Raw genomic sequence first — 17,845 nt, forward strand, 5'->3', positions numbered from 1 at the left:
CAGAACCATGTCGGTCTTCCCGTTTTCCCGGCCCCTGGCGTCCTGCCTTGCCGCATCGATGGCACTGGCCTTGCCGCTGTCCGCAGCGCTCGCCCAGCCGTCTGCGGGCCGGCCGCCCGGCCCGCAAGCCGCCAGCGCCACCCAGCAAACGCTGGCGCGGCAAAGCTGCGAGGGGCTGCGGCGCGCGGTGGCGGAGGACCAGAAGGGCGCGGCTTCCGGACCGCTGTTCCTGGCCAGCTACCGCGTCGCCGACCCGAAGCAGGGCACGCCGCTGGAACCTGCATTGGCGGGCGCCGCCTTCACCTATGACAACGCGCTCGCGGGCATCGCGCTCCTGGCCTGCGGCGACGCAGCCTCGGCCCGGCGCATCGGCGACGCGGTGGTGCGCGCGATGGAGCGCGACCCGAACACGGCCGACGGGCGCGTTCGCAACGCCTACCGCGCCGGCCCGATGACCGAGGAAAAGGCCGCGCTGCCGGGGCGTTGGGATGCGGCCAAGAACCAGTGGATCGCCGATGCCTACCAGGTGAGCACGGCCACCGGCAACGTGGCCTGGGCCGCCTTGCTGCTGCTGAACCTGAACGAGGCCGAGCCTTCGCCCGCCTACCTGGCGGGCGCGCGCCGGCTGCTCGGCTGGATCGAGCAGCGCACCCGCGCGCGCAACGCCCCCGACGGCTACAACGGCGGCTGGTACGGCTGGGACAACGCGCAGCGCGCCCAGACCTGGAAATCCACCGAGCACAACATCGACATCGCGGTGGCGGCCGCCTGGGCGGCGAAGAGCGCCGGCGGCGAGGCCGAAGCCGAACGCCGGCAGGCGCGCACCGCGCTCGAATTCGTCAGCCGCATGTGGAACGCATCGGAGCAGCGCTTCAACATCGGCACCAAGGAAGACGGCGCCACCATCGCCACGGATGGCTCCGGCCTGGATGCCCAGCTGTGGCCGCTGCTGGCGGCGCCCGAGGGTTCCTGCCCCTGGATGCGCGGGCTCGACTGGGTGGAGAAGCACCATCGCTTCGGCGAAGGCTACGGCTTCTCGCGCAGCCCCGACGGCATCTGGACCGAGGGCACCGCCCAGGCCGCCGCCACGCTGGTGGCGCGCAAGGGCGCGGCGCCCGAAGCCCTGTGGCAGCTGCTGGCCTCGCAGCGCGCCGGCAACGGCCTGTACTACGCCACCCCCAGTGCCCGCATATCGACGGGGCTGGCCATCGGCCCCGACTCGACCGGCGCCGACTTCTTCTACTACCGCTGGCCACACTTGGGCGCGACTGCCTGGATCGCGCTGGCCGCCACGGGGTTCAACCCCTTCACCGGCAAGACCGCCGCAACAGGAGCTACGTCACCATGTCCCACCTGATCGCCACACCGGAGTTCCAGCTCAACGCACTCGTCGCGGGCCTGGCCCTCCTCCTGATGACGTGGGGGCGGATCGACCGCACCTCCCACCGCGTGCTGTTCGGCGCGCTGACCGCGCTGCTGCTGATGCGCTATGCCGTCTGGCGCGTGGTTGCGACCATGCCGCCGTCGGACCTGGGCTTCGAGACCCTGTTCGCCTGGGTGTTCCTGTGCTTCGAGCTCACGGCCATCGTCTACACGCTGATGTCCATCCACATGCTGGTGCGGCGGCGCGACAACCACCAGCTGGCCGACCGCGGCGAAGCCCTGCTGCGCGGCCGCGGTGCGCAGGTGCCGGCCGTGGACGTGTTCATCTGCACGTACAACGAGGATCTGGCGGTGCTGGAGAAGACCGTCATTGCCGCGCAGGCCATCGACTACCCGAACCTGAACGTGTGGGTGCTCGACGACACCCGTCGCGACTGGCTGCGCGAGTATTGCGAACGCAAGGGCGTGCACTACGCGCGCCGGCCCGACAACAGCCATGCCAAGGCCGGCAACCTCAACAACGGCCTGCGGCTGTCGGCGGGCGTGACCAATGCGCCCTACATCCTGGTGCTCGATGCCGACTTCGCGCCGCAGCGCCAGATCGTCTACCGCATGCTGGGCCTGTTCGCGGACCGCAAGGTCGGGCTGGTGCAGACGCCGCAGTTCTATTACAACGCCGACCCCATCCAGCACAACCTGCGCGCCACCGACAGCTGGGTCGACGAGCAGCGCGTGTTCTTCGACGTGCTGCAGCCGGCCAAGGATGCCGCCGACTCGGCCTTCTGCGTGGGCACTTCCTTCATCGTGCGGCGCGACCTGATCACCGCCGCGGGCGGCTTTCCGGTGGGCAGCGTGTGCGAGGACATCCACACCACCTACCTGCTGCTGCGCCACGGCCACATCACGCGCTGGCTCGGCGAGCGGCTGTCGAACGGCCTGTCGGCCGAGAGCATCATCGACTACATCAACCAGCGCAGCCGCTGGTGCCTGGGCACGGTGCAGCTCGCGCTGCTGCCCAACGGCCCGCTGCGCGGCCGGGGCTTCAGTTTCTCGGCGCGGATGCACTTCCTGCACGGGCTGCTGCACTGGCTCGGCAAGCCGTTCATGGCCATGGTCATGCTGGCGCCGGCGCTCTACTGGTATGCCGGAGTGTCGGTGTTCCATGCCACGCCGCAGGCCTTTGCCTCCTTCGGGCTGCCGCCGCTCCTCATGTTCTGGGCCTACAGCTACTGGATCAGCGGGCGGCGCTGCCTGCCCGTGTTCAGCGAGGTGAGCCAGCTGGTGGCGGCCATGGCCGTCACCAGCACGCTGGCCAGCGCCATGCTGCGGCCCTTCGGGCGGCCCTTCAAGGTGACGAACAAGGGGCTGGACCGCACCAAGACCGTCGTGCACTGGAAGCTGGTCGCGATGTTCGGCGGGCTTCTGCTGGCGCTGCAGCTCGGCGGCGCGTCGGTCGCGCTGAGCGGCGAGGCGCTCACGCCTGGCGACGAGCTCAATCTGGTGTGGACCGGTATCGCACTGCTGCTGTGCCTGGCCGCGCTCATGGCCTGCGTCGACCTGCCGCGGCCGGAGCAGGAAGAGCGCTTCCCCTGGCGTGCGCGCACCCGGGTGCGCACCGCGGCGGGCGAGGGCGAATCGCGCTTCGTCAACATCGCGGCCGATGGCGCGCTGCTGGAGGCCAAGGCCCTGCTGAAACGCCTGCGCGTGGGACAGCCGCTGGAGGTCTACGTCGACCCGGTGGGATGGCTTCCGGCCCGCCTGGCCGCCAGGAGTTCCGCGGGCGCCGAGCTGCGCTTTGCCGGGACCGAGGCTCAGCGAGAGCAATTGGTGAGCCACGTGTTCAACGTGCCGCCGAGCCACGTCGCGGTCCAGGTGCGGCCATGGAAGGCCGCCTCGGCCTTGCTGGCGAGCGCGGGCTTCGGATCTCCCGGCGCCGGCTTCGTGCGCCTGTCCCTGCGGCTGCTGCTGCTGGTGCTGGCGACCTGCGTGGTTCTGGTGGTGAGCGGATGCAATCTCACGCCGCCGCTCAAGCAGCCCGACCTGACGGTGCCTTCGCAATGGCCGGCCGGCACGACGGCGCCGAACGCGGAACCCGTCGACTGGCGCAGCTTCGTGCAGGACGACGAACTGCGCGGGCTCATCACCACCGCCCTCGCGCAGAACCGCGACCTGCGCGCCTATGCCGCGCGTGCCCGCGAAGCCCGGGCCGTGTATGCCGGCAGCCGCGCCTCGCTGTTTCCGCAGATCGGGCTGTCGGGCCATGCGCAGCGGGCGCAGACCACCCCGCAGGGCTCGCTCAGCCCGCTGGGCAACATTCCGACCGACGGCCGGACATCGAACAGCTTCGACATCCAGGCCGGCGTGACCTCGTACGAGCTCGACTTCTTCGGCCGCCAGCAGAGCGCGACCCAGCAGACCGGCTCGCTGGCCGAGGCGGGCAACAAGGACTTTGCGGCCGCCCACATGAACCTGGTGGGAGAGGTGTCGAATGCCTACCTCACGCTGCGCGCCGACCGCGCCCTGCTCGCGCTGGCCAATGCCAACGAGTCCGGCCTGGCCGCCAATGCCGACATGATCGGGCGCGCCAAGGCGGCGGGCGGTGCGGCGCAGCTGGACGTGTACCGCGCGCAGTCGCTGCTGCAGAACGCCCGCGTCAAGCAGGAAGAATTCCGCATGCGCGTCGCGCAGGATCTCCAGTGGCTGAACGTGCTGGTCGGCCAGCCGGTGTCGCCCGACACGGGCAGCGCACGGCCGTGGCCGGAGCGCTCCACTGCGCAGGTGGCGGCCGGCCTGCCGTCCAGCCTGCTGCAGCGCCGGCCCGACCTGCTGGCGGCCTATTCGCGCGTCGAGGCGGCCAATTCGGGCGTGGGCGCGGCCAAGGCCGCGATGCTGCCGACCATCTCGCTCACCGCGCTCGCGGGCGGAGTGAGCCGGGAGCTGTCGACGCTGCTGAGCAGCGGCAACAGCAGCTGGGCCGGGGTGCTGGGGGTGTCGCTGCCGCTGTTCGACTGGGGCCGCCGCTCGGCCAACATCACGGCCAACGAGGAGCGGCTGGCAGCGGCCATGGCGTCCTATGAAAGTGCCGCGCAGATGGCATTCCGAGAAACCGCCAACGCCCTGATCGCCGACGACCACCTGCGCCCGCAGCTGGAAGCGCAGCAGGCCCGCGTGCAGGCGCTGGAGAAGGTGGCGAGCATTGCGCGTACGCGCTTCCGCAGTGGCCTGGAAGACTATTTTGCGAGCCAGGACGCCCAGCGCGAGCTCTATGCCGAGCAGCAGCAGCTGATCGAGCTGCAGCTCAAGGAGGCCGTGAACAGGGTCAACCTCTACAAGGCGCTGGGCGGAGGGTGGCAGGGCGCACAGGCCTGAGCCGCCGCCCCCCGGGGACGGTCAGCCGACCTGGTTGATGGCGTCCTTCAGCGCCTTGCCGGCCGCGAATTTCGCGCTCTTGCTCGCCTTGATCGTGATCTGCTCGCCGGTCGACGGATTGCGGCCGGTGCGCTCGGCACGGTCGGCCACGCTGAAGGTGCCAAAGCCGATCAGCTGCACCGTCTCCCCACGCACCAGGGCGCGCGAGAGTTGTTCGAGCGCCGAGTCGAAGGCGCGGCCGGCGTCGGCCTTGCTGAGGTTGGTGTCTTCTGCAATGGCGGCGATGAGTTCGGTCTTGTTCAAAACAGGAATTCCTTTCGATAGAACATTTGTGAAAACCACGGAGGGTCGTACCCGAGTTTGACCGAATGCGGCGGCCGGATTCCCGCCCGGGCCTGCAGATGTGCTTCTAAATCTGCACACCTGTGACGGATGTCCGCTTCGCGCATTCGTGAAGTACTGGGCAGAACGGAGGGCTGGTTACGGTTTCTCACGTAAACCAAAGCCGATCGTGAAGCATTTCCTGTCTAAATGTTAGTAATTCACATATCTTGTCGCCTCGCTGATGGCCACGGCGCCATCTGAAGCAGCGCCAGGCAATTTCAACCAAGGAGTCCGCATGAAAAAAACAGCCGCCACCGTGATCTTCTCGTTTGCGATGACCTTGCTCCTGAGCGCCTGCGTTGTGGCGGACCCGGGGCCAGGCCCGGGCAAGGGCGGCTTCTGCCCTCCTGGGCAAGCCAAGAAGGGCAACTGCTGACCCGGTGTTCCCGGACCGCAGGCCCGACCCCGGCCGGGAACACCAAGCCGCCACCTCCATGACATCTGCACCCACGCTCCGCCAGAACCGGATCGCGCTGGTGGACTCCGACGCCCTGCAACGCCTGTGCACCGGCAGTTCGCTGAAAGCCATCGGCCTCGACCACGCCTCCTTCGCGCATCTTCATGGCCTGATCGACGCCGCCCGCGAAGGCCGGCGCTTCGATGCCATTCTTCTTGGACTGCACGCGGATGCAGCGCCGGTCGTGGCGCTCATTGCCGACGCGTGGAGCGCGCTCGGCCAGCGCGTTCACGTGTTCTTCATGGCGCATCCGACCGAGCTGCCCCATGCGCGGGAGGCGCTGTCGCGGTCGGCTGTCAGCGGATGGCGTTCGCAGATGATCCTTTCCCCCGCGAGCGATGCCGATTTGCGCGCCGCCTTCCACGGCAAGGGATTCCATGCGTAGTCCGTTCCTCGCAGACCCGAGTCCGGACGAGCCGCCGGCACCGCCCGGGCGGCCGGCCTGGCTGGCCCTGCTGCCCGTGCTCCTGTATGCCCTGGCGACCATTTCCTTCCTGGCCATCGCCATGCGGGTGCCGAACATCGTTGCCGCGGCGCTGTTCGTGACCGCGGCCGTCGTGTCGCTCGGGGCGGGCGTCATTCTTGGCTTGAGCCTGTGGCTCTTCCCGGAGCTTCCGCGCTAGTGCTCCTCTGCCGACTCGGACGACAACGATGAGCAAGCCCCCACCGTCGATCTTCCGCATCCAGGACTGGCGCGGAACCTTGGTTGCCGCGCTGGTCGGCCTCCTGATCGTGATGGCCGTGGTCATGAAGTGGCTGGTCGAATTCCAGGTTTCGGCGGCGCAGGAACGCCGATCGCTCGAGGCGCTTGCCCGCCGGGCCGAGGCGCACTGCTTCGGACTCGCAACGCATCGCGCCACGCAGGCCTGCCTGGCGCAGCGGGCGGTCCAGGCCAAGCTTTCAAAATAGAAAGAAAGCCCCGCGCGGGCAGCGGGCCCGCGGCGCCGCTAGCGTGCCCCGGGCTGCTTGCCAGCCTTCGGCTTCTGGCGCGCGGCCTCCTCCAGCGGCGCGCATTGCGCGAACTCCTGCGAGCCCATGTTCAAGAGCGGCAGCAGCGCGGCGGCGGGCGCCACCGCACCCAGCGCAATCGCGGAACCCAGCTTGAGCGCCACGGCACCCTTGTCGACGCCGACGTCGGGGTTCTTGAACGTGCCCTGGACGTACAGCGGCGAGCGCAGCGAAAGAACGCGCAGCGCCTTGTTGCGCGGCTGGATCTCCAGCGCGAGCTGTTCCTTGGAAAGATCGATGAGCCCGCTCACGTTGACGACCGATTCGTCCGTGTCCAGCACGAAGGAGCGCGTCTGCATGACGCCCTGCGTCACCTTGAAATCGCTCGCCAGGCAGTTCAGCTGGACCTGCCTGTCGCCGAACAGCTGGGTCGCCACCACGCTGCCGATGTTCAGTCCCATGGCCTCGAGCAGGAACTTGCTCACCGTGCCCTTGCTCACCAGCGCCTTCACCTCGCCGTTCGAAGTGCCCAGCAGGGCCGCGACGGAGTTGCCGGAGGCGGACAGCGCCGCGTCGCCGCCGACTTCGCCCAGGCTGGCCTGCAGGGTGTCGAGCGTCGGGAAGAGTTCCTTGATCCGGAGCCGGCGCGCCGACAGCTGCAGGTTGGCGCGGATCGGGTCCTGCCGGCCGTCGAGCTTGACCGTGGCGGCCACGGTGCCGCCTGCCACGCCAAAGCTCAACGGCGTGAGCGAGAGCACGCTGTCCTTCAGGTGAAGATCCGCCACCAGGCTGTCGATGGGCAGGTCCTTCGCGTGGAAGATCTTGCGGCCGGCAAACTTGACGTCCGCATCGATGCTGCCCCAGCTTGCGGTATCGAACTTCTCCACCGGCAGCACCTTGCCCGCCGGTTGGACGGCCGGGGCGCCCCGCTTGGCCTTGCTCGCGTTCGAATCGGCGCCGATCAAGGGCGCCAGGTCTTCCAGCCGCAGCTGGTTGGACTGCACCTGGCCGCGCAGCAGCGGCCGCGGCTGCTGCGAGACGTACTCCAGCGTGCCCGCAATGTCGCTGGCACCCACGCGGCCCTTGAAGTTCTCGTACAGCCAGCGCCCGCCGGCCTTGTCGAGCTTGCCGACCAGATGGCCTTCGGTGCTGAACGGCGGCGTATTGGGCAGCGTGATGCCGGTGATGGGATACAGGTGCGCCATGCTCGCGCCCGACAGCTTGAGCCGCAGGTCCAGCGCGGCCAGCGCGTCGGGCTTGGTCAGCGTGCCGGCGATGTCGATGCGCGTGGCACCCACCTGCACGCCGGCCTGCAAGGGGTAGGGCTTGGTGTCCTGCTGCAGCGAGAGCACGGCGCCGGCCTTGCCGCTTCCCTGCACCGGCGTCTGGCGGAAGGTGCCGCCGAGCTTCCAGCCGATGCCGTAGCCTTCGGCGCTTTCCGCGGGCAGGCTGTCGATGTCGACCTTGAGATCGAGCCTTGCCGTTGCATCGGCCAGCTTCACCGTGCCCTGGCTCAGCACCAGCCGCTGCAGGTCGAGCTTCCAGCTCGAGGGCTCCGCGCCGCCGCCGGCGGCCAGCGTCCAGTTGTTCTTGCCGTCCGCGGTGCGTTCGAGCGAAAGAACGGGGCCGGCGAGCTCGAGCGTGGGAATGCGGATCGTGTGGTTCAGCAGGGGCAGCGGGTTCAGCGAGAAGGTCAGCTGCCGGATCTCGGCCAGGTGCGGACCGGTCTTGCCCCAGTCGGCATTGCCCAGCGTGATGTCCTGTGCGCTCAGCCTCGGCCAGGGCACCCAGCGGCGCCAGCCCGTTTCGGCTTCGGGGCTCGACCACTGCAGCGCCAGGTCGCCGCGGATCGCGAACGGGCGGCCGGTTGCTTCGCTCACGCGCTGGTTGATCCAGGGCCGGGCGCGGTTCCAGTCGAAGCTCAACAGGACCGCGATGCACAGCGCCGCGAGGGCCGACAGCAGAAGCAGGCCCCAGCCCACGGCGCGGGGAAACATCGATGATTTCATTTTCACTCCCTTGAAGCGGCCCTTGCGCAATGCAGCCATTGCAGGGCACTGTACCTTCCGCAGCCCTGCGCGAGCTGCGGATGGCAGTCAGGGAGTGAGTCGCACCAGGAGCGGCGCGTTCACGAGGAGCGGCCGATGCCGGTGCCCGGCCGTGAAAAATTTCACCTCGGGCGCACTTCGATCAGGCTTCTATCGCAGCACCAGCACCGGAATGTGCGAGTGGGTCAGCACATGCAGCGTCTCGCTGCCCATCAGCAGCCGCGCCAGGCTGCGCCGGCCGTGCGAGGCCATCACGATCAGGTCGCACTGCTGGTTCTTGGCCGTGGCGATGATGGCTTCGGCCACCTGGTTCGACTTCATGACGATGGCCTGCGCGCTGCGCACGCCCCGGGCGATGGCGGCGCTCCTGACCGCATCGACCAGGCGCTGCGCGGATTGCTCCACCTGTTCTTGCGAGGCTTCGATCTCGCGCTGGTTCAGCACCATCGAGCCTTCGAAATAGCCATAAGGCTGGATGTGCGCGACAGTGACGCTCACCAGTTCGGCACCCGCCAGCAGCGCCAGGTCGATGGCAGTGGCAACCGCCTGCTCGGAGAGCGAAGAGCCATCGGTGGGGACGAGGATGCGCTTGTACATGGCCGACTCCTTGGCCCCCGGCACTGCGGGTGCCTTCGCATTCCAGTCTAGTTCGCGGGCAGGGGCCCTTCAAGCAACGAAGCTGGGCTGCGGCCCCTAATCGCAAACGACGGGAGAGCGCCCACGCACGCTCAGGCCTGGGCCGGCGCCTCCCACGCAAACCCCACGCCGTAGACCGAGCGGATCCAGTCGTGCGAGGGCGTGACGGCGCCGAGCTTGCGGCGCAGGTTCTTCACGTGGCTGTCGATGGCGCGCTCCGTCACGTCCATGGTGTCGTCGTAGGCCAGCTCGAGCAGGCGGGCGCGCGAGAAGATGCGGCCCGGGTGCCGCGACAGCACCTGCAGCAGCCCGAACTCGCGGCGTGTGAGATTGAGCGGCGTGCCTTCGAGCGACGCGCGCCAGTGCACGTCGTCCAGCACCAGGCCGGACATGCCCTGGCGCGCCTGGCCGCGCTCCGCGGGCGGCTCGGTGCGCCGCAGCACGGCGCGCACGCGCGCCACCAGTTCGCGCGGCGAGAAGGGCTTGCAGACGTAGTCGTCGGCGCCCAGCTCCAGCCCGAGCAGGCGGTCGACCTCCTCGATGCGCGCGGTGAGCATGATGATCGGATGGCTGGTGTGCTCCCGCGCGCGGCGCAGCACCTCGATGCCGTCGAGACGCGGCAGCATGATGTCGAGCAGCGTGAGCTCGGGCGGCGAGGCGATGAGGTGGTCGAGCGCGCTCTGGCCGTCGGCGAAATGCGTGGTCTCGTAGCCGGCGTGGCGCAGGTAGTCCTGCACCACCGATGCGATGTCGAGCTCGTCCTCGACGATGACGATACGGGTCATGGCGACGCGCTCCTCGACAGCGGAAGGGTGATGGTCACGCGCAGTCCGCCGAGCTCCGAAGCCTGGGCGTCGATGGTGCCGCCATGGGCCTCGATGGCCGCGCGGCAGATCGACAGGCCGAGCCCGGAGCCGCCGAGCTCGCGGCTGCGCGACGACTCGCCGCGGAACAGCCGGTCGAACAGGCGCGGCAATTCCGCTTCGGCAACGCCGGGCGCGCTGTCGTCGAATTGCAGGGTCAGGTTGTTGCCCGTCCACGCCCCGTCGACCGTGGCGCCGATGCGCAGCCGGCCGCCGGCGTCGGTGTAGGCGAGCGTGTTCTCCAGCAGGTTCATGAAGACCTGGTGCAGCCGGTGCGCGTCGCCGTCGATCATCGGCTGGGCGCGCGCCGAGACACGGTCGATGGCGCTGCGGTCGACCGCGATGCCGCGCGCAGCGAACCGGTCGCGCGTGTGGTCGAGCGCTTCCTTCAGCAGCGAGAGCGGGAACACGGTGGTCGCGAGCAGGTCGTTCTGCGGCTCGCGCATGCTGCTGCGCAGGTCGTCCACCAGCTGGCCGAGGCGGATCACCTGCCGATGCAGCCGCAGCGCGGTGCGCTCGTCGAAGCTGCGCACGCCGTCCTGCAGCGCCTCTATTTCTGCGCGCATGGCGGCCAGCGGCGTGCGCAGTTCGTGGGCCGCATCGGCCAGCCAGGCGCGGCGCGAGGCCTCCACCGTGTCCAGGCGCTGCGCCATGTCGTTGAAGGTCTTGCCGAGCAGCGCAAGCTCGTCCGAGCCATGCACGGCCACGCGCGTGGACAGCCGCCCGCGCGCCACGTGCTGCGCGGCCTGCGTGAGCTCGTCGATCGGCCGGAACCAGCGCCGCGCGAGCAGCCACGACAGCATCAGCGCAAAGGCCAGCCCGCACAGGCCGGTGAGGGCGATCACGCCGGACTGGCGCGCGAGGAAGGCGCGGTCGGCCTCGCTCTCCAGGCCCTGCATCGGCGCAAGCACCAGGTAGCCGACGACCGAGCGGCCGTGGCGGATCGGCAGGCGCGCGGCATTCTCCGGGTCGACCTTGGCGCCGACCACGTGCGCACCGTGCGCGTCGACCACGCCCAGGCGCTGGAAGATCGAGTCGGCGGCTTCGCGCGGATCGGGAAAGAAGCCCAGCGGCGGTGGCGGCGGAAAGCGCCGGGGCAGCAGCTCGAGCTGGGGCGAGGGCGCAGGAGGCGGCGGGCGCGATCCGTTCTCGGGGTTGCCTTCGGGGCCGTTGCCGTTTGCGCCCGGCCCGCGGTTCTCGTACCAGGGCGGGAGCTTTCTTTCGTCGGCATTGCTGGCGCCGTCGAGCACCGCGGCGAGCCGGCCCATCTGCAGGCGCTGCCAGGCATCGTCGTTGCCCTGCAGCTTCTTCCAGTCGCCGTTGGCCGCATAGTGCTTGAGCAGCAGCTGCGAGAGCCAGTCCATGCGCCGGATCTCGATCTCGGCCACGTAGGAGCCGAGGCCGCGCTGCAGCGCCACGATGGAAAGCCCCGCGAAGCTGAGCAGCAGCACGATCAGCAAGGCGGCCAGCGCCAGGAAGATCTTCCTGGAAAGTGTCAGGCGCGGCATGGGCTCGGGGGAGGCATGGCCGCATTCTGCGGCATGCGTACGGGGCGGGAATGCGTCATGGAGGAGCGGCCGATCATGGCCGCGAATCGAGGAGGAAATTGGGAGAACCGCTCTCCCACATTTCTCCCGAATCGAACCGCACGATGCGCGCCATGAACCCGCTCACGCACCGATGCTCCCCGAAGAAGAAGGCCTGGCAGGCCCTCGTGGCCCCCGCGCTCGCATGGGCGAGTCCGGGGTACTGCGCGCCGGCGCCTTCGCCGTGGTCCTGGACCGAGCTCTGGTCCGATCCGGGGATGGACGCGCTGTTGCTGCTGCTGGCCGCGCTGTTCTGGGCGGTGGCCCATGTCTGGGCGCTGCTGGTGGTGTGGGCGGAAGCACGCGCCACCCGATCGGGCGGGACCGGCACCGCCACCGAGCCTCCGCGCACATGAGCGCCGTCTGGCACGTCCGCGCCGAGGCTGCGGAAGACCACGGGCCCATGCTGGCGCAGCGCCTCCTGGGGTTGCTGGCCGCCTGCGGCCTGGTGGTCGGCGCCGTGGTGGCGGCGAGCGGCGGATGCGTCGCGGCCGGCCGGGTCCGCGCGGGCAGCTCGGCGCTTTCCACGCTGGCGCCGATCATGGTCACCGACAGCCGCGCCGCCCGGCCGCCGCGCGAGCTCTGCGCACGCGCTCAGGCCGGCCGCTCCTCGAAGGCAAAGCCGACCCCGTAGATCGAGCGGATCCAGTCGTGCGCGGGCGATGCGGCGGCGAGCTTCCTGCGCAGGTTCTTGATGTGCCCGTCGACTGCGCGCTCGTTCACATCGAGCGCATCTGCAAACGCCGCCTCGAGCAGCGCGGAGCGCGAAAACACCCGGCCCGGCTCGCGTGACAGCGCCTGCAGCAGGTTCAGCTCGCGGCCCGTGAGCGCGAGCAGCTGTCCCTCGATCCTCACGCTGTGGGCGCTGCCGCCGAAGGCCACCGAAGGCGAGGCCATGGCGATGCGCTGGCGCTGCGCATGGCGGCGCAGCACCGTGTTCACGCGCGCCACCACTTCGCGCGGCGAGAAGGGCTTGCACACATAGTCGTCGGCGCCCAGGTCCAGGCCGCGCAGGCGGTCGGCCTCGCGCGTGCGGGCCGTCAGAACGATGATCGGATGGTCGCTGTGCGAGCGCACCTGCTCCAGCACCCGGAGGCCGCCGATGCGCGGCAGCGCGGTGTCGAGCAGCGTGAGCGCCGGCGGCGAGCTGAGGATGCGGTCGAGCACCGCGGCGCCATCGGCGATGTGCTCCACGTCGTGGCCTGCGCGCTGCAAGCCTTCGAGCAAGACGGCGGCCATCTCGCGGCCTTTTTCGGCCAGCAGGATGCGGCTCATCGAGGGGTGCTCCGCTTCAGAACGAGGTGCCGATCTGGAACTGGAAGCGCTGCGTCCGGTCCGCCGCAATGCCGTTGGCTTCGTCGAGCTTCTGGTACACGAGCGGCACCGCATAGGCCAGGCGCAGCGGGCCGAGCGGGGAAATCCAGCTGATGCCCACCCCCGCCGAGGCGCGCAGGCGGTTCTGCGCCTTCCACTGCGCGTCGGTCATGCTCGCGGTGCGCTCGGCAAACACGTTGCCGGCATCGAAGAAGGTGTACAGCCGCAGCGACCGGTCGTTGCCCGCGCCCGGGAAGGGCGTGCTGAACTCCATGTTGAAGATCGCCTTGCGCGTGCCCCCGAGCGCACCGCCCGTGACCGCATCGACCGGCCCGAGCGAGTTCTGCTCGAAGCCGCGGATCGAACCGAGCCCGCCCGCATAGAAGTTCTTGAAGATGGGGTACGTGGTGCCGCCCAGCGCCTTGGCATAGCCGAGCTGGCCGTTGACGGCCAGCGTGTACTGCTTGGACAGCGCGAAGTACTGCTGGTACTGGTAGGTGCTCTTCAGGTAGCGCAGCTCGCTGCCCACGCCCACCTCCAGGTTGGCGCTCTGCAGCCGGCCGGTGGTGGGCACCAGCGCGCTGTCGCGGTCGTCGCGTGCCCAGCCGATGGTCGCGGGAATGCCCACCATGTTCCTCGATGCGCACACCACGCTCGGCGCGGTGCCCGTGCACTGGAAGTAGTCGAGGTAGGCCTGCGGCGTGCCGGTGTAGACGTAGGAGCCGTCGACCAGCGTGTAGGCGCCGTTGGTGCCCGGCGTGAAGCTGTAGCGCTCCACGCCGATGCCCAGGTAGACCGTGTCCAGCTCCCCGAGCGGCAGCCCGAAGCGCACCGAGCCGCCATCGCTCGCGAGCTTGTAGTTGCCGTCTGCCTGGTAGTAGGGGCGGGTGGTGGTGTGGAACACATTGAAGGTGCGCGAGATGCCGCCCGGCGTGAAGTACGGGTCGGTGGCCGTGAGGGAGACGGTGCGGTTGTACGAGCTCGTGTTGACCTGCAGGCCCAGGTAGTTGCCCGTGCCGAACACGTTCTCCTGCGTGATGCCGAAGCTCAGCGAGACCTTATCGGTCGACGAGTAGCCCGCGCCGAGCTGCAGCGAACCGGTGGGCTTCTCGGTCACGTTGATCGCCAGGTCGACCAGGTCGGGCGAGCCCGGCACCTCGGTGGTCTCGATGTTCACGTCGGTGAAGAAGCCCAGGCGGTCCACGCGGTCGCGCGAGAGCTTGATCTTGTTGCCGTCGTACCAGGCGCCCTCGTACTGCCGGAACTCGCGGCGGATGACTTCGTCGCGCGTTCTTGCGTTGCCCCCGATGTTCAGGCGCCGCACGTAGGCGCGCCGCGAAGGTTCGGCCCGCAGCACCAGCGTGACGCGGTTGTTGTCGCGGTCGATCTCGGTTTCTGCCTTGACGCGTGCGAAGGCATAGCCGAAGGTGCCGAAATAGTCGGTGAAGGCCCGGGTGGTGGCGTTCACGTCTTCGCCGTTGTAGGGCTGGCCGGGGCGGATCGTCACGAGCGACTTGAACTCGTCTTCGCGGCCCAGGTAGTTGCCCGCGAGCTTGACGCCGGCCACCGCGAACTTCTGCCCTTCGGTGATGTTGACCGTGAGCGTGAGCGTCTCCCGGTCCGGCGACATGGCGACCTGCGTGGAGTCGATGCGGAACTCCAGGTAGCCGCGCGTGACGTAGAAGGAGCGCAGCGTCTCCAGGTCGCCGTTGAACTTGCTGCGCGAATACTGGTTCGACTTGGTGTACCAGCTCAGCCAGCCGCCGCTGTCCTGGTCGAACAGGTCGAGCAGGGTGCTTTCGCCGAAGGCCTGGTTGCCGACCACGCGCACTTCCTTGATGCGCACGGACTCGCCCTCGGTCACGCTGAAAGTCAGGTTGACGCGGTTGCGCTCCAGCGGCGTCACGGTGGTGACGACTTGCGCGCTGTAGAGGCTCCGGCTGATGTACTGCCGCTTGAGTTCCTGCTCCGCGCGGTCGGCCAGCGCCTTGTCGTAGGGCTGGCCCTCGGCCAGGCCCACGCTGCGCAGTGCCTTCTGGAGCGCGGCCTTGTCGAATTCCTTGGTGCCGACGAAGTCGACGTCGGCAATCGACGGGCGTTCCTCGACGATCACCACCAGCACGCTGCCGTTGATGTCGATGCGCACGTCCTTGAAGAGGCCGAGTTCGAACAGCGAGCGGATGGCTGCGCTGCCGCGCTCGTCGCTGTAGGTGTCGCCCGCCTTGATGCCGAGCGTGGCAAACACCGTTCCGGGCTCCACGCGCTGCAGGCCTTCGAGCCGGATGTCCCTGACGGTGAACGGATCGGCGGCCCAGGCGGGCGCGCAGGCGATCGAGAGAAACATGGCGGCAAGGACGCAGGCGGGCTTGGAAGGATTCATCGCCGCATGGTCCCCGCCAAAGTCGGAGAAATCTGGGATGCCCTGCGCCGCGCGGTGGCGTGCCGCAGGCGCCGCCTACTGCAGCCCGATGCCTGCCGCTGCAGCAGCGCCCGCGCCGTTCCAGCGCGTGGAGATCTGCTCGCTTCTTTCGCGGCAGTTCTGCATGTGCTCGTCGAGCGAGAGGCTGCCCTGGATGTCGAGCAGCCGCTGCGCGGTGCGGTCGATGGCGCCGGCATCCAGCAGCGGATAGGTGCGCGCGGTGCGGCCGTTGTTGCGCACCAGGCGCGCAATGTAGGGCAGGTCCTGCTGGGTGATCACGGCGGCGGGCATCACGCCTTCGAGTTCGACGCCCTCGCAGGGCAGCAGCACGAAATACTGCAGCCGCAGTTCGTCGCTCAGCAGGCTTCGCAGCTGCGTGGTCTTGCGGCCGCCCTGCCAGGCGGGGTCCTTCACCTCGCGTGCCCGGCTGCAGCCCTGCAGCCGCAGGAACCAGCGCGGCGGCGCCGCCTCCGATTTCTTGCGGTAGACGAAGGCATTGCGCCAGGCCTTGATCTCGAACAGGTAGACGCCGGTTTCGCACACCAGCACCGCATCGATCATGGCGGTGCGAACCACGCTGCCCTCGGGCATCGGGATGATCAGGTCGCGAAGAATGCGCAAATGGGAAAAGGCCGGGCTGAATGCGCTGGCGAGCTGCTGCACACCCAGCGAGGCTGCGATGGTGTTCTGCAATGCAATGGTCATGTCGGGCTCCTTCGGGTGCCGAGCATTGCGTGCCATTTGGGAGATTTCTGGTACGAGGCCTTGCAGGGCCCAGGGGCTTGGGCGTGCGCACAAACAACAGTCGATGCAAAGCCGGCTGCATCGACCAGATTCCTCCAATTTTGAACGGGACCATCCGTCCAGCTGCTCGATGAAGAGCTGCTGAAAACCGGAGAAACCTGTATGAAGAAATCCCTCACGGCACTCGCCGCGCTGGCCGTTGCCGGCCTGGCCTCTGCCCAATCGTCCGTCACGTTGTTCGGCGTCATCGATGCCGGCGTGACCTACCAGTCGGCCACCTCGCGCGACGCGGCCACAGGCCTTGCCTCCAAGCAAAGCAAGTGGAGCCTCGCCAACTCCGGCTACAACTCCAGCCGCATCGGCTTCCGTGGCACGGAAGACCTGGGCGGCGGGCTGGCCGCCAGCTTCTGGCTCGAAGCGCCGATCACCAACGATGACGGCGCCACCGGCATCTCCACCTTCAACCGCCGCTCCACCGTGAGCCTGTCGGGCAGCTTCGGCGAACTGCGGCTGGGCCGCGACTACACCGCCACCTTCTGGAACGACACGGTCTTCGATCCGTTCGGCACCAACGGCTCGGGCGCCAGCGTGATCAACACCGTGAGCGGCAGCACCGGCCTGAACAACACCAACTACGTGCGTGCGAGCAACATGGTCGGCTACTTCCTGCCGCCCAACCTCGGTGGCTTCTACGGCCAGCTGCAATACAGCCTGAACGAGAACACCCGGACCGGCGCCACCGACCTCACGGCCGCCACCAGCAGCAGCGCGGGCCGCTACGCGGGCGGGCGCTTCGGCTATGCGAACGGGCCGCTCGACGTGGCACTGGCCGTGGGCGAGAACGTTGCGGTGGACACTACCTCGCTGACCCGCAAGGTGCAGACCATCAACCTCGGCGCGTCGTACGACTTCGGCCCGGTCAAGCTGTTCGGCGAGCTGTCGAACGTGAAGAACAAGTTCGACCTGGCCGTCGGCAACAGCCACGACAGCTACAACGGCTACCTGATCGGCGCGAGCATGCCGGTGGGCGCGGGCGTGATCCGCGCGTCGTACTCGACCGTGCGCTACGACGAAGGCGCCGCGGGCATCACGGGCGAGGATCCGCGCGCGCAGAAGCTGGCCATCGGCTATGTGCACAACCTCTCGAAGCGCACGGCCCTGTACGCGACCGTGGCCCGCGTGAACAACCGCAACGATGCGGCCTACACCGGCAGCCTGAGCGCCGCGAGCACCACGGGCTACGGCAGCGCCGGCGTCAGCTACACCGGCCTGCCGCGCTCGTCCACGGGCTACGACTTCGGCATCCGGCACGCGTTCTGACGACAGGCGAGGTGCGGCGGGGCCTTGCAATGCACAGCCCCGCCGCATGTGCCCGTGAACTTGTTCATGAGGTTCGAATGACCAGAATCCACCCCTACCTGGCGGGCCTGCTCGCCGCGGCCGGCTTGTCCGGCTGCATCATGCTTCCCCCGCCGCCGCCCCATGGCCCGCTGCCCGGCTGGCACGCGGGTTTTCGCGGCGAAGCACCGCCAGGGCCGCCCATGGCCGCATGGGACGTGTGCGACGGCCAGGCCGAAGGCGCGCGTCCGGTGCTTCCGGGTCCTCGCGCCGACAGCTTGACCGGGACTTGCGAACGCGGTCCCGGTGGTGCGCTGGAGTTCCGGCCGCCGCAGGGGCGCTGAAGGCGCACGAGC

The 17,845-nt window shown here is 68.9% G+C and carries 18 protein-coding genes; 10 read left to right on the forward strand and 8 right to left on the reverse strand.

The genetic code is table 11. The annotated features are described in order from the left end of the window. Nucleotides 1-7 precede the first annotated feature (7 nt). Together AC1DMS_RS27715 and AC1DMS_RS27720 are read left to right on the forward strand one after the other, a co-directional pair. A complete protein-coding gene (locus tag AC1DMS_RS27715) occupies nucleotides 8-1,357 on the forward strand; it encodes a hypothetical protein (protein ID WP_018906773.1) in 1,350 nt (449 codons plus the stop codon). Next, nucleotides 1,345-4,752, forward strand: a complete 3,408-nt coding sequence (locus AC1DMS_RS27720) for an efflux transporter outer membrane subunit (protein WP_062365598.1) — start codon at nucleotides 1,345-1,347, stop codon at nucleotides 4,750-4,752. The genes AC1DMS_RS27715 and AC1DMS_RS27720 overlap by 13 nt, the downstream gene beginning before the upstream one ends. A 21-nt stretch (nucleotides 4,753-4,773) precedes the next feature. On the opposite strand, the gene AC1DMS_RS27725 is transcribed toward AC1DMS_RS27720, so the two are convergent. Then, a complete protein-coding gene (locus AC1DMS_RS27725) occupies nucleotides 4,774-5,055 on the reverse strand; it encodes an HU family DNA-binding protein (protein ID WP_015867040.1) in 282 nt (93 codons plus the stop codon). Nucleotides 5,056-5,371: 316 nt separating this feature from the next. Here AC1DMS_RS27725 and AC1DMS_RS27730 point away from each other — a divergent pair, with 316 nt between their 5' ends. The 4 genes from AC1DMS_RS27730 to AC1DMS_RS27745 are packed head-to-tail and all read left to right on the forward strand — an operon-like array spanning nucleotide 5,372 to nucleotide 6,502. Further along, nucleotides 5,372-5,512, forward strand: coding sequence for a hypothetical protein (locus AC1DMS_RS27730; protein ID WP_169804846.1), 141 nt, complete (start codon nucleotides 5,372-5,374; stop codon nucleotides 5,510-5,512). A gap of 4 nt (nucleotides 5,513-5,516) precedes the next feature. Beyond that, nucleotides 5,517-5,978, forward strand: a complete 462-nt coding sequence (locus AC1DMS_RS27735) for a hypothetical protein (protein WP_244883713.1) — start codon at nucleotides 5,517-5,519, stop codon at nucleotides 5,976-5,978. Beyond that, complete coding sequence (locus tag AC1DMS_RS27740) at nucleotides 5,971-6,216, forward strand: hypothetical protein (protein ID WP_062365599.1); 246 nt, start codon at nucleotides 5,971-5,973, stop codon at nucleotides 6,214-6,216. Before AC1DMS_RS27735 ends, AC1DMS_RS27740 begins: the two co-directional genes overlap by 8 nt. Before the next feature lie 28 nt (nucleotides 6,217-6,244). Next, a complete protein-coding gene (locus AC1DMS_RS27745; RefSeq protein WP_018906777.1) occupies nucleotides 6,245-6,502 on the forward strand; it encodes a hypothetical protein in 258 nt (85 codons plus the stop codon). Nucleotides 6,503-6,540: 38 nt separating this feature from the next. Here AC1DMS_RS27745 and AC1DMS_RS27750 read toward each other — a convergent pair whose 3' ends face one another. The 4 genes from AC1DMS_RS27750 to AC1DMS_RS27765 form a co-directional block, all read right to left on the reverse strand. Further along, on the reverse strand, nucleotides 6,541-8,550 hold the full coding sequence (locus tag AC1DMS_RS27750) for an AsmA family protein (protein WP_478182008.1): 2,010 nt from the start codon (nucleotides 8,548-8,550) through the stop codon (nucleotides 6,541-6,543). 189 nt (nucleotides 8,551-8,739) lie between these two features. Then, a complete protein-coding gene (locus AC1DMS_RS27755) occupies nucleotides 8,740-9,186 on the reverse strand; it encodes a universal stress protein (RefSeq protein WP_015867034.1) in 447 nt (148 codons plus the stop codon). A 131-nt stretch (nucleotides 9,187-9,317) separates the two neighbouring features. Further along, nucleotides 9,318-10,010, reverse strand: a complete 693-nt coding sequence (locus AC1DMS_RS27760) for a response regulator (protein WP_018906779.1) — start codon at nucleotides 10,008-10,010, stop codon at nucleotides 9,318-9,320. Then, on the reverse strand, nucleotides 10,007-11,596 hold the full coding sequence (locus AC1DMS_RS27765) for an ATP-binding protein (protein ID WP_062365600.1): 1,590 nt from the start codon (nucleotides 11,594-11,596) through the stop codon (nucleotides 10,007-10,009). Before AC1DMS_RS27765 ends, AC1DMS_RS27760 begins: the two co-directional genes overlap by 4 nt. A gap of 98 nt (nucleotides 11,597-11,694) precedes the next feature. On the opposite strand from AC1DMS_RS27765, the gene AC1DMS_RS27770 reads away from it, so the two are divergent. Together AC1DMS_RS27770 and AC1DMS_RS27775 are read left to right on the forward strand one after the other, a co-directional pair. Next, nucleotides 11,695-12,030 carry a hypothetical protein gene (locus AC1DMS_RS27770; RefSeq protein WP_015867031.1) on the forward strand — a complete coding sequence of 112 codons (336 nt, stop codon included), beginning with the start codon at nucleotides 11,695-11,697 and terminating at the stop codon, nucleotides 12,028-12,030. Beyond that, nucleotides 12,027-12,308, forward strand: coding sequence for a hypothetical protein (locus tag AC1DMS_RS27775; RefSeq protein ID WP_062365601.1), 282 nt, complete (start codon nucleotides 12,027-12,029; stop codon nucleotides 12,306-12,308). Before AC1DMS_RS27770 ends, AC1DMS_RS27775 begins: the two co-directional genes overlap by 4 nt. On the opposite strand, the gene AC1DMS_RS27780 is transcribed toward AC1DMS_RS27775, so the two are convergent. From AC1DMS_RS27780 to AC1DMS_RS27790, 3 genes are all read right to left on the reverse strand, one after another. Continuing rightward, nucleotides 12,269-12,949, reverse strand: coding sequence for a response regulator (locus AC1DMS_RS27780; protein ID WP_062365602.1), 681 nt, complete (start codon nucleotides 12,947-12,949; stop codon nucleotides 12,269-12,271). The two genes, AC1DMS_RS27775 and AC1DMS_RS27780, sit on opposite strands and share 40 nt — an antisense overlap. 16 nt (nucleotides 12,950-12,965) lie before the next feature. After that, nucleotides 12,966-15,368, reverse strand: coding sequence for an outer membrane protein assembly factor BamA (gene bamA, locus AC1DMS_RS27785; protein WP_062365603.1), 2,403 nt, complete (start codon nucleotides 15,366-15,368; stop codon nucleotides 12,966-12,968). A gap of 75 nt (nucleotides 15,369-15,443) precedes the next feature. Continuing rightward, nucleotides 15,444-16,112, reverse strand: coding sequence for a nuclease-related domain-containing protein (locus AC1DMS_RS27790; RefSeq protein ID WP_062365604.1), 669 nt, complete (start codon nucleotides 16,110-16,112; stop codon nucleotides 15,444-15,446). 201 nt (nucleotides 16,113-16,313) lie between these two features. Here AC1DMS_RS27790 and AC1DMS_RS27795 point away from each other — a divergent pair, with 201 nt between their 5' ends. Together AC1DMS_RS27795 and AC1DMS_RS27800 are read left to right on the forward strand one after the other, a co-directional pair. Further along, nucleotides 16,314-17,471 carry a porin gene (locus AC1DMS_RS27795; protein ID WP_062365605.1) on the forward strand — a complete coding sequence of 386 codons (1,158 nt, stop codon included), beginning with the start codon at nucleotides 16,314-16,316 and terminating at the stop codon, nucleotides 17,469-17,471. A 77-nt stretch (nucleotides 17,472-17,548) separates the two neighbouring features. Beyond that, nucleotides 17,549-17,833 (forward strand): hypothetical protein, encoded by a 285-nt coding sequence (locus AC1DMS_RS27800; RefSeq protein ID WP_018906786.1) that lies wholly within the window; start codon nucleotides 17,549-17,551, stop codon nucleotides 17,831-17,833. The last annotated feature ends 12 nt before the right edge of the window (nucleotides 17,834-17,845 follow it).

The organism is Variovorax sp. 05T418 (assembly GCF_056396385.1).

Excerpts from the sequence above, each read along its gene's own strand:
- AC1DMS_RS27715 (WP_018906773.1), top strand. The coding sequence starts at position 8 with ATGTCGGTCTTCCCGTTTTCCCGGCCCCTGGCGTCCTGCCTTGCCGCA.
- AC1DMS_RS27795 (WP_062365605.1), top strand. The coding sequence starts at position 16,314 with ATGAAGAAATCCCTCACGGCACTCGCCGCGCTGGCCGTTGCCGGCCTG.
- AC1DMS_RS27750 (WP_478182008.1), bottom strand. The coding sequence starts at position 8,550 with ATGAAATCATCGATGTTTCCCCGCGCCGTGGGCTGGGGCCTGCTTCTG.
- AC1DMS_RS27775 (WP_062365601.1), top strand. The coding sequence starts at position 12,027 with ATGAGCGCCGTCTGGCACGTCCGCGCCGAGGCTGCGGAAGACCACGGG.
- AC1DMS_RS27790 (WP_062365604.1), bottom strand. The coding sequence starts at position 16,112 with ATGACCATTGCATTGCAGAACACCATCGCAGCCTCGCTGGGTGTGCAG.
- AC1DMS_RS27755 (WP_015867034.1), bottom strand. The coding sequence starts at position 9,186 with ATGTACAAGCGCATCCTCGTCCCCACCGATGGCTCTTCGCTCTCCGAG.
- AC1DMS_RS27745 (WP_018906777.1), top strand. The coding sequence starts at position 6,245 with ATGAGCAAGCCCCCACCGTCGATCTTCCGCATCCAGGACTGGCGCGGA.
- AC1DMS_RS27780 (WP_062365602.1), bottom strand. The coding sequence starts at position 12,949 with ATGAGCCGCATCCTGCTGGCCGAAAAAGGCCGCGAGATGGCCGCCGTC.
- AC1DMS_RS27800 (WP_018906786.1), top strand. The coding sequence starts at position 17,549 with ATGACCAGAATCCACCCCTACCTGGCGGGCCTGCTCGCCGCGGCCGGC.
- AC1DMS_RS27760 (WP_018906779.1), bottom strand. The coding sequence starts at position 10,010 with ATGACCCGTATCGTCATCGTCGAGGACGAGCTCGACATCGCATCGGTG.
- bamA (WP_062365603.1), bottom strand. The coding sequence starts at position 15,368 with ATGAATCCTTCCAAGCCCGCCTGCGTCCTTGCCGCCATGTTTCTCTCG.
- AC1DMS_RS27730 (WP_169804846.1), top strand. The coding sequence starts at position 5,372 with ATGAAAAAAACAGCCGCCACCGTGATCTTCTCGTTTGCGATGACCTTG.
- AC1DMS_RS27765 (WP_062365600.1), bottom strand. The coding sequence starts at position 11,596 with ATGCCGCGCCTGACACTTTCCAGGAAGATCTTCCTGGCGCTGGCCGCC.
- AC1DMS_RS27740 (WP_062365599.1), top strand. The coding sequence starts at position 5,971 with ATGCGTAGTCCGTTCCTCGCAGACCCGAGTCCGGACGAGCCGCCGGCA.
- AC1DMS_RS27720 (WP_062365598.1), top strand. The coding sequence starts at position 1,345 with ATGTCCCACCTGATCGCCACACCGGAGTTCCAGCTCAACGCACTCGTC.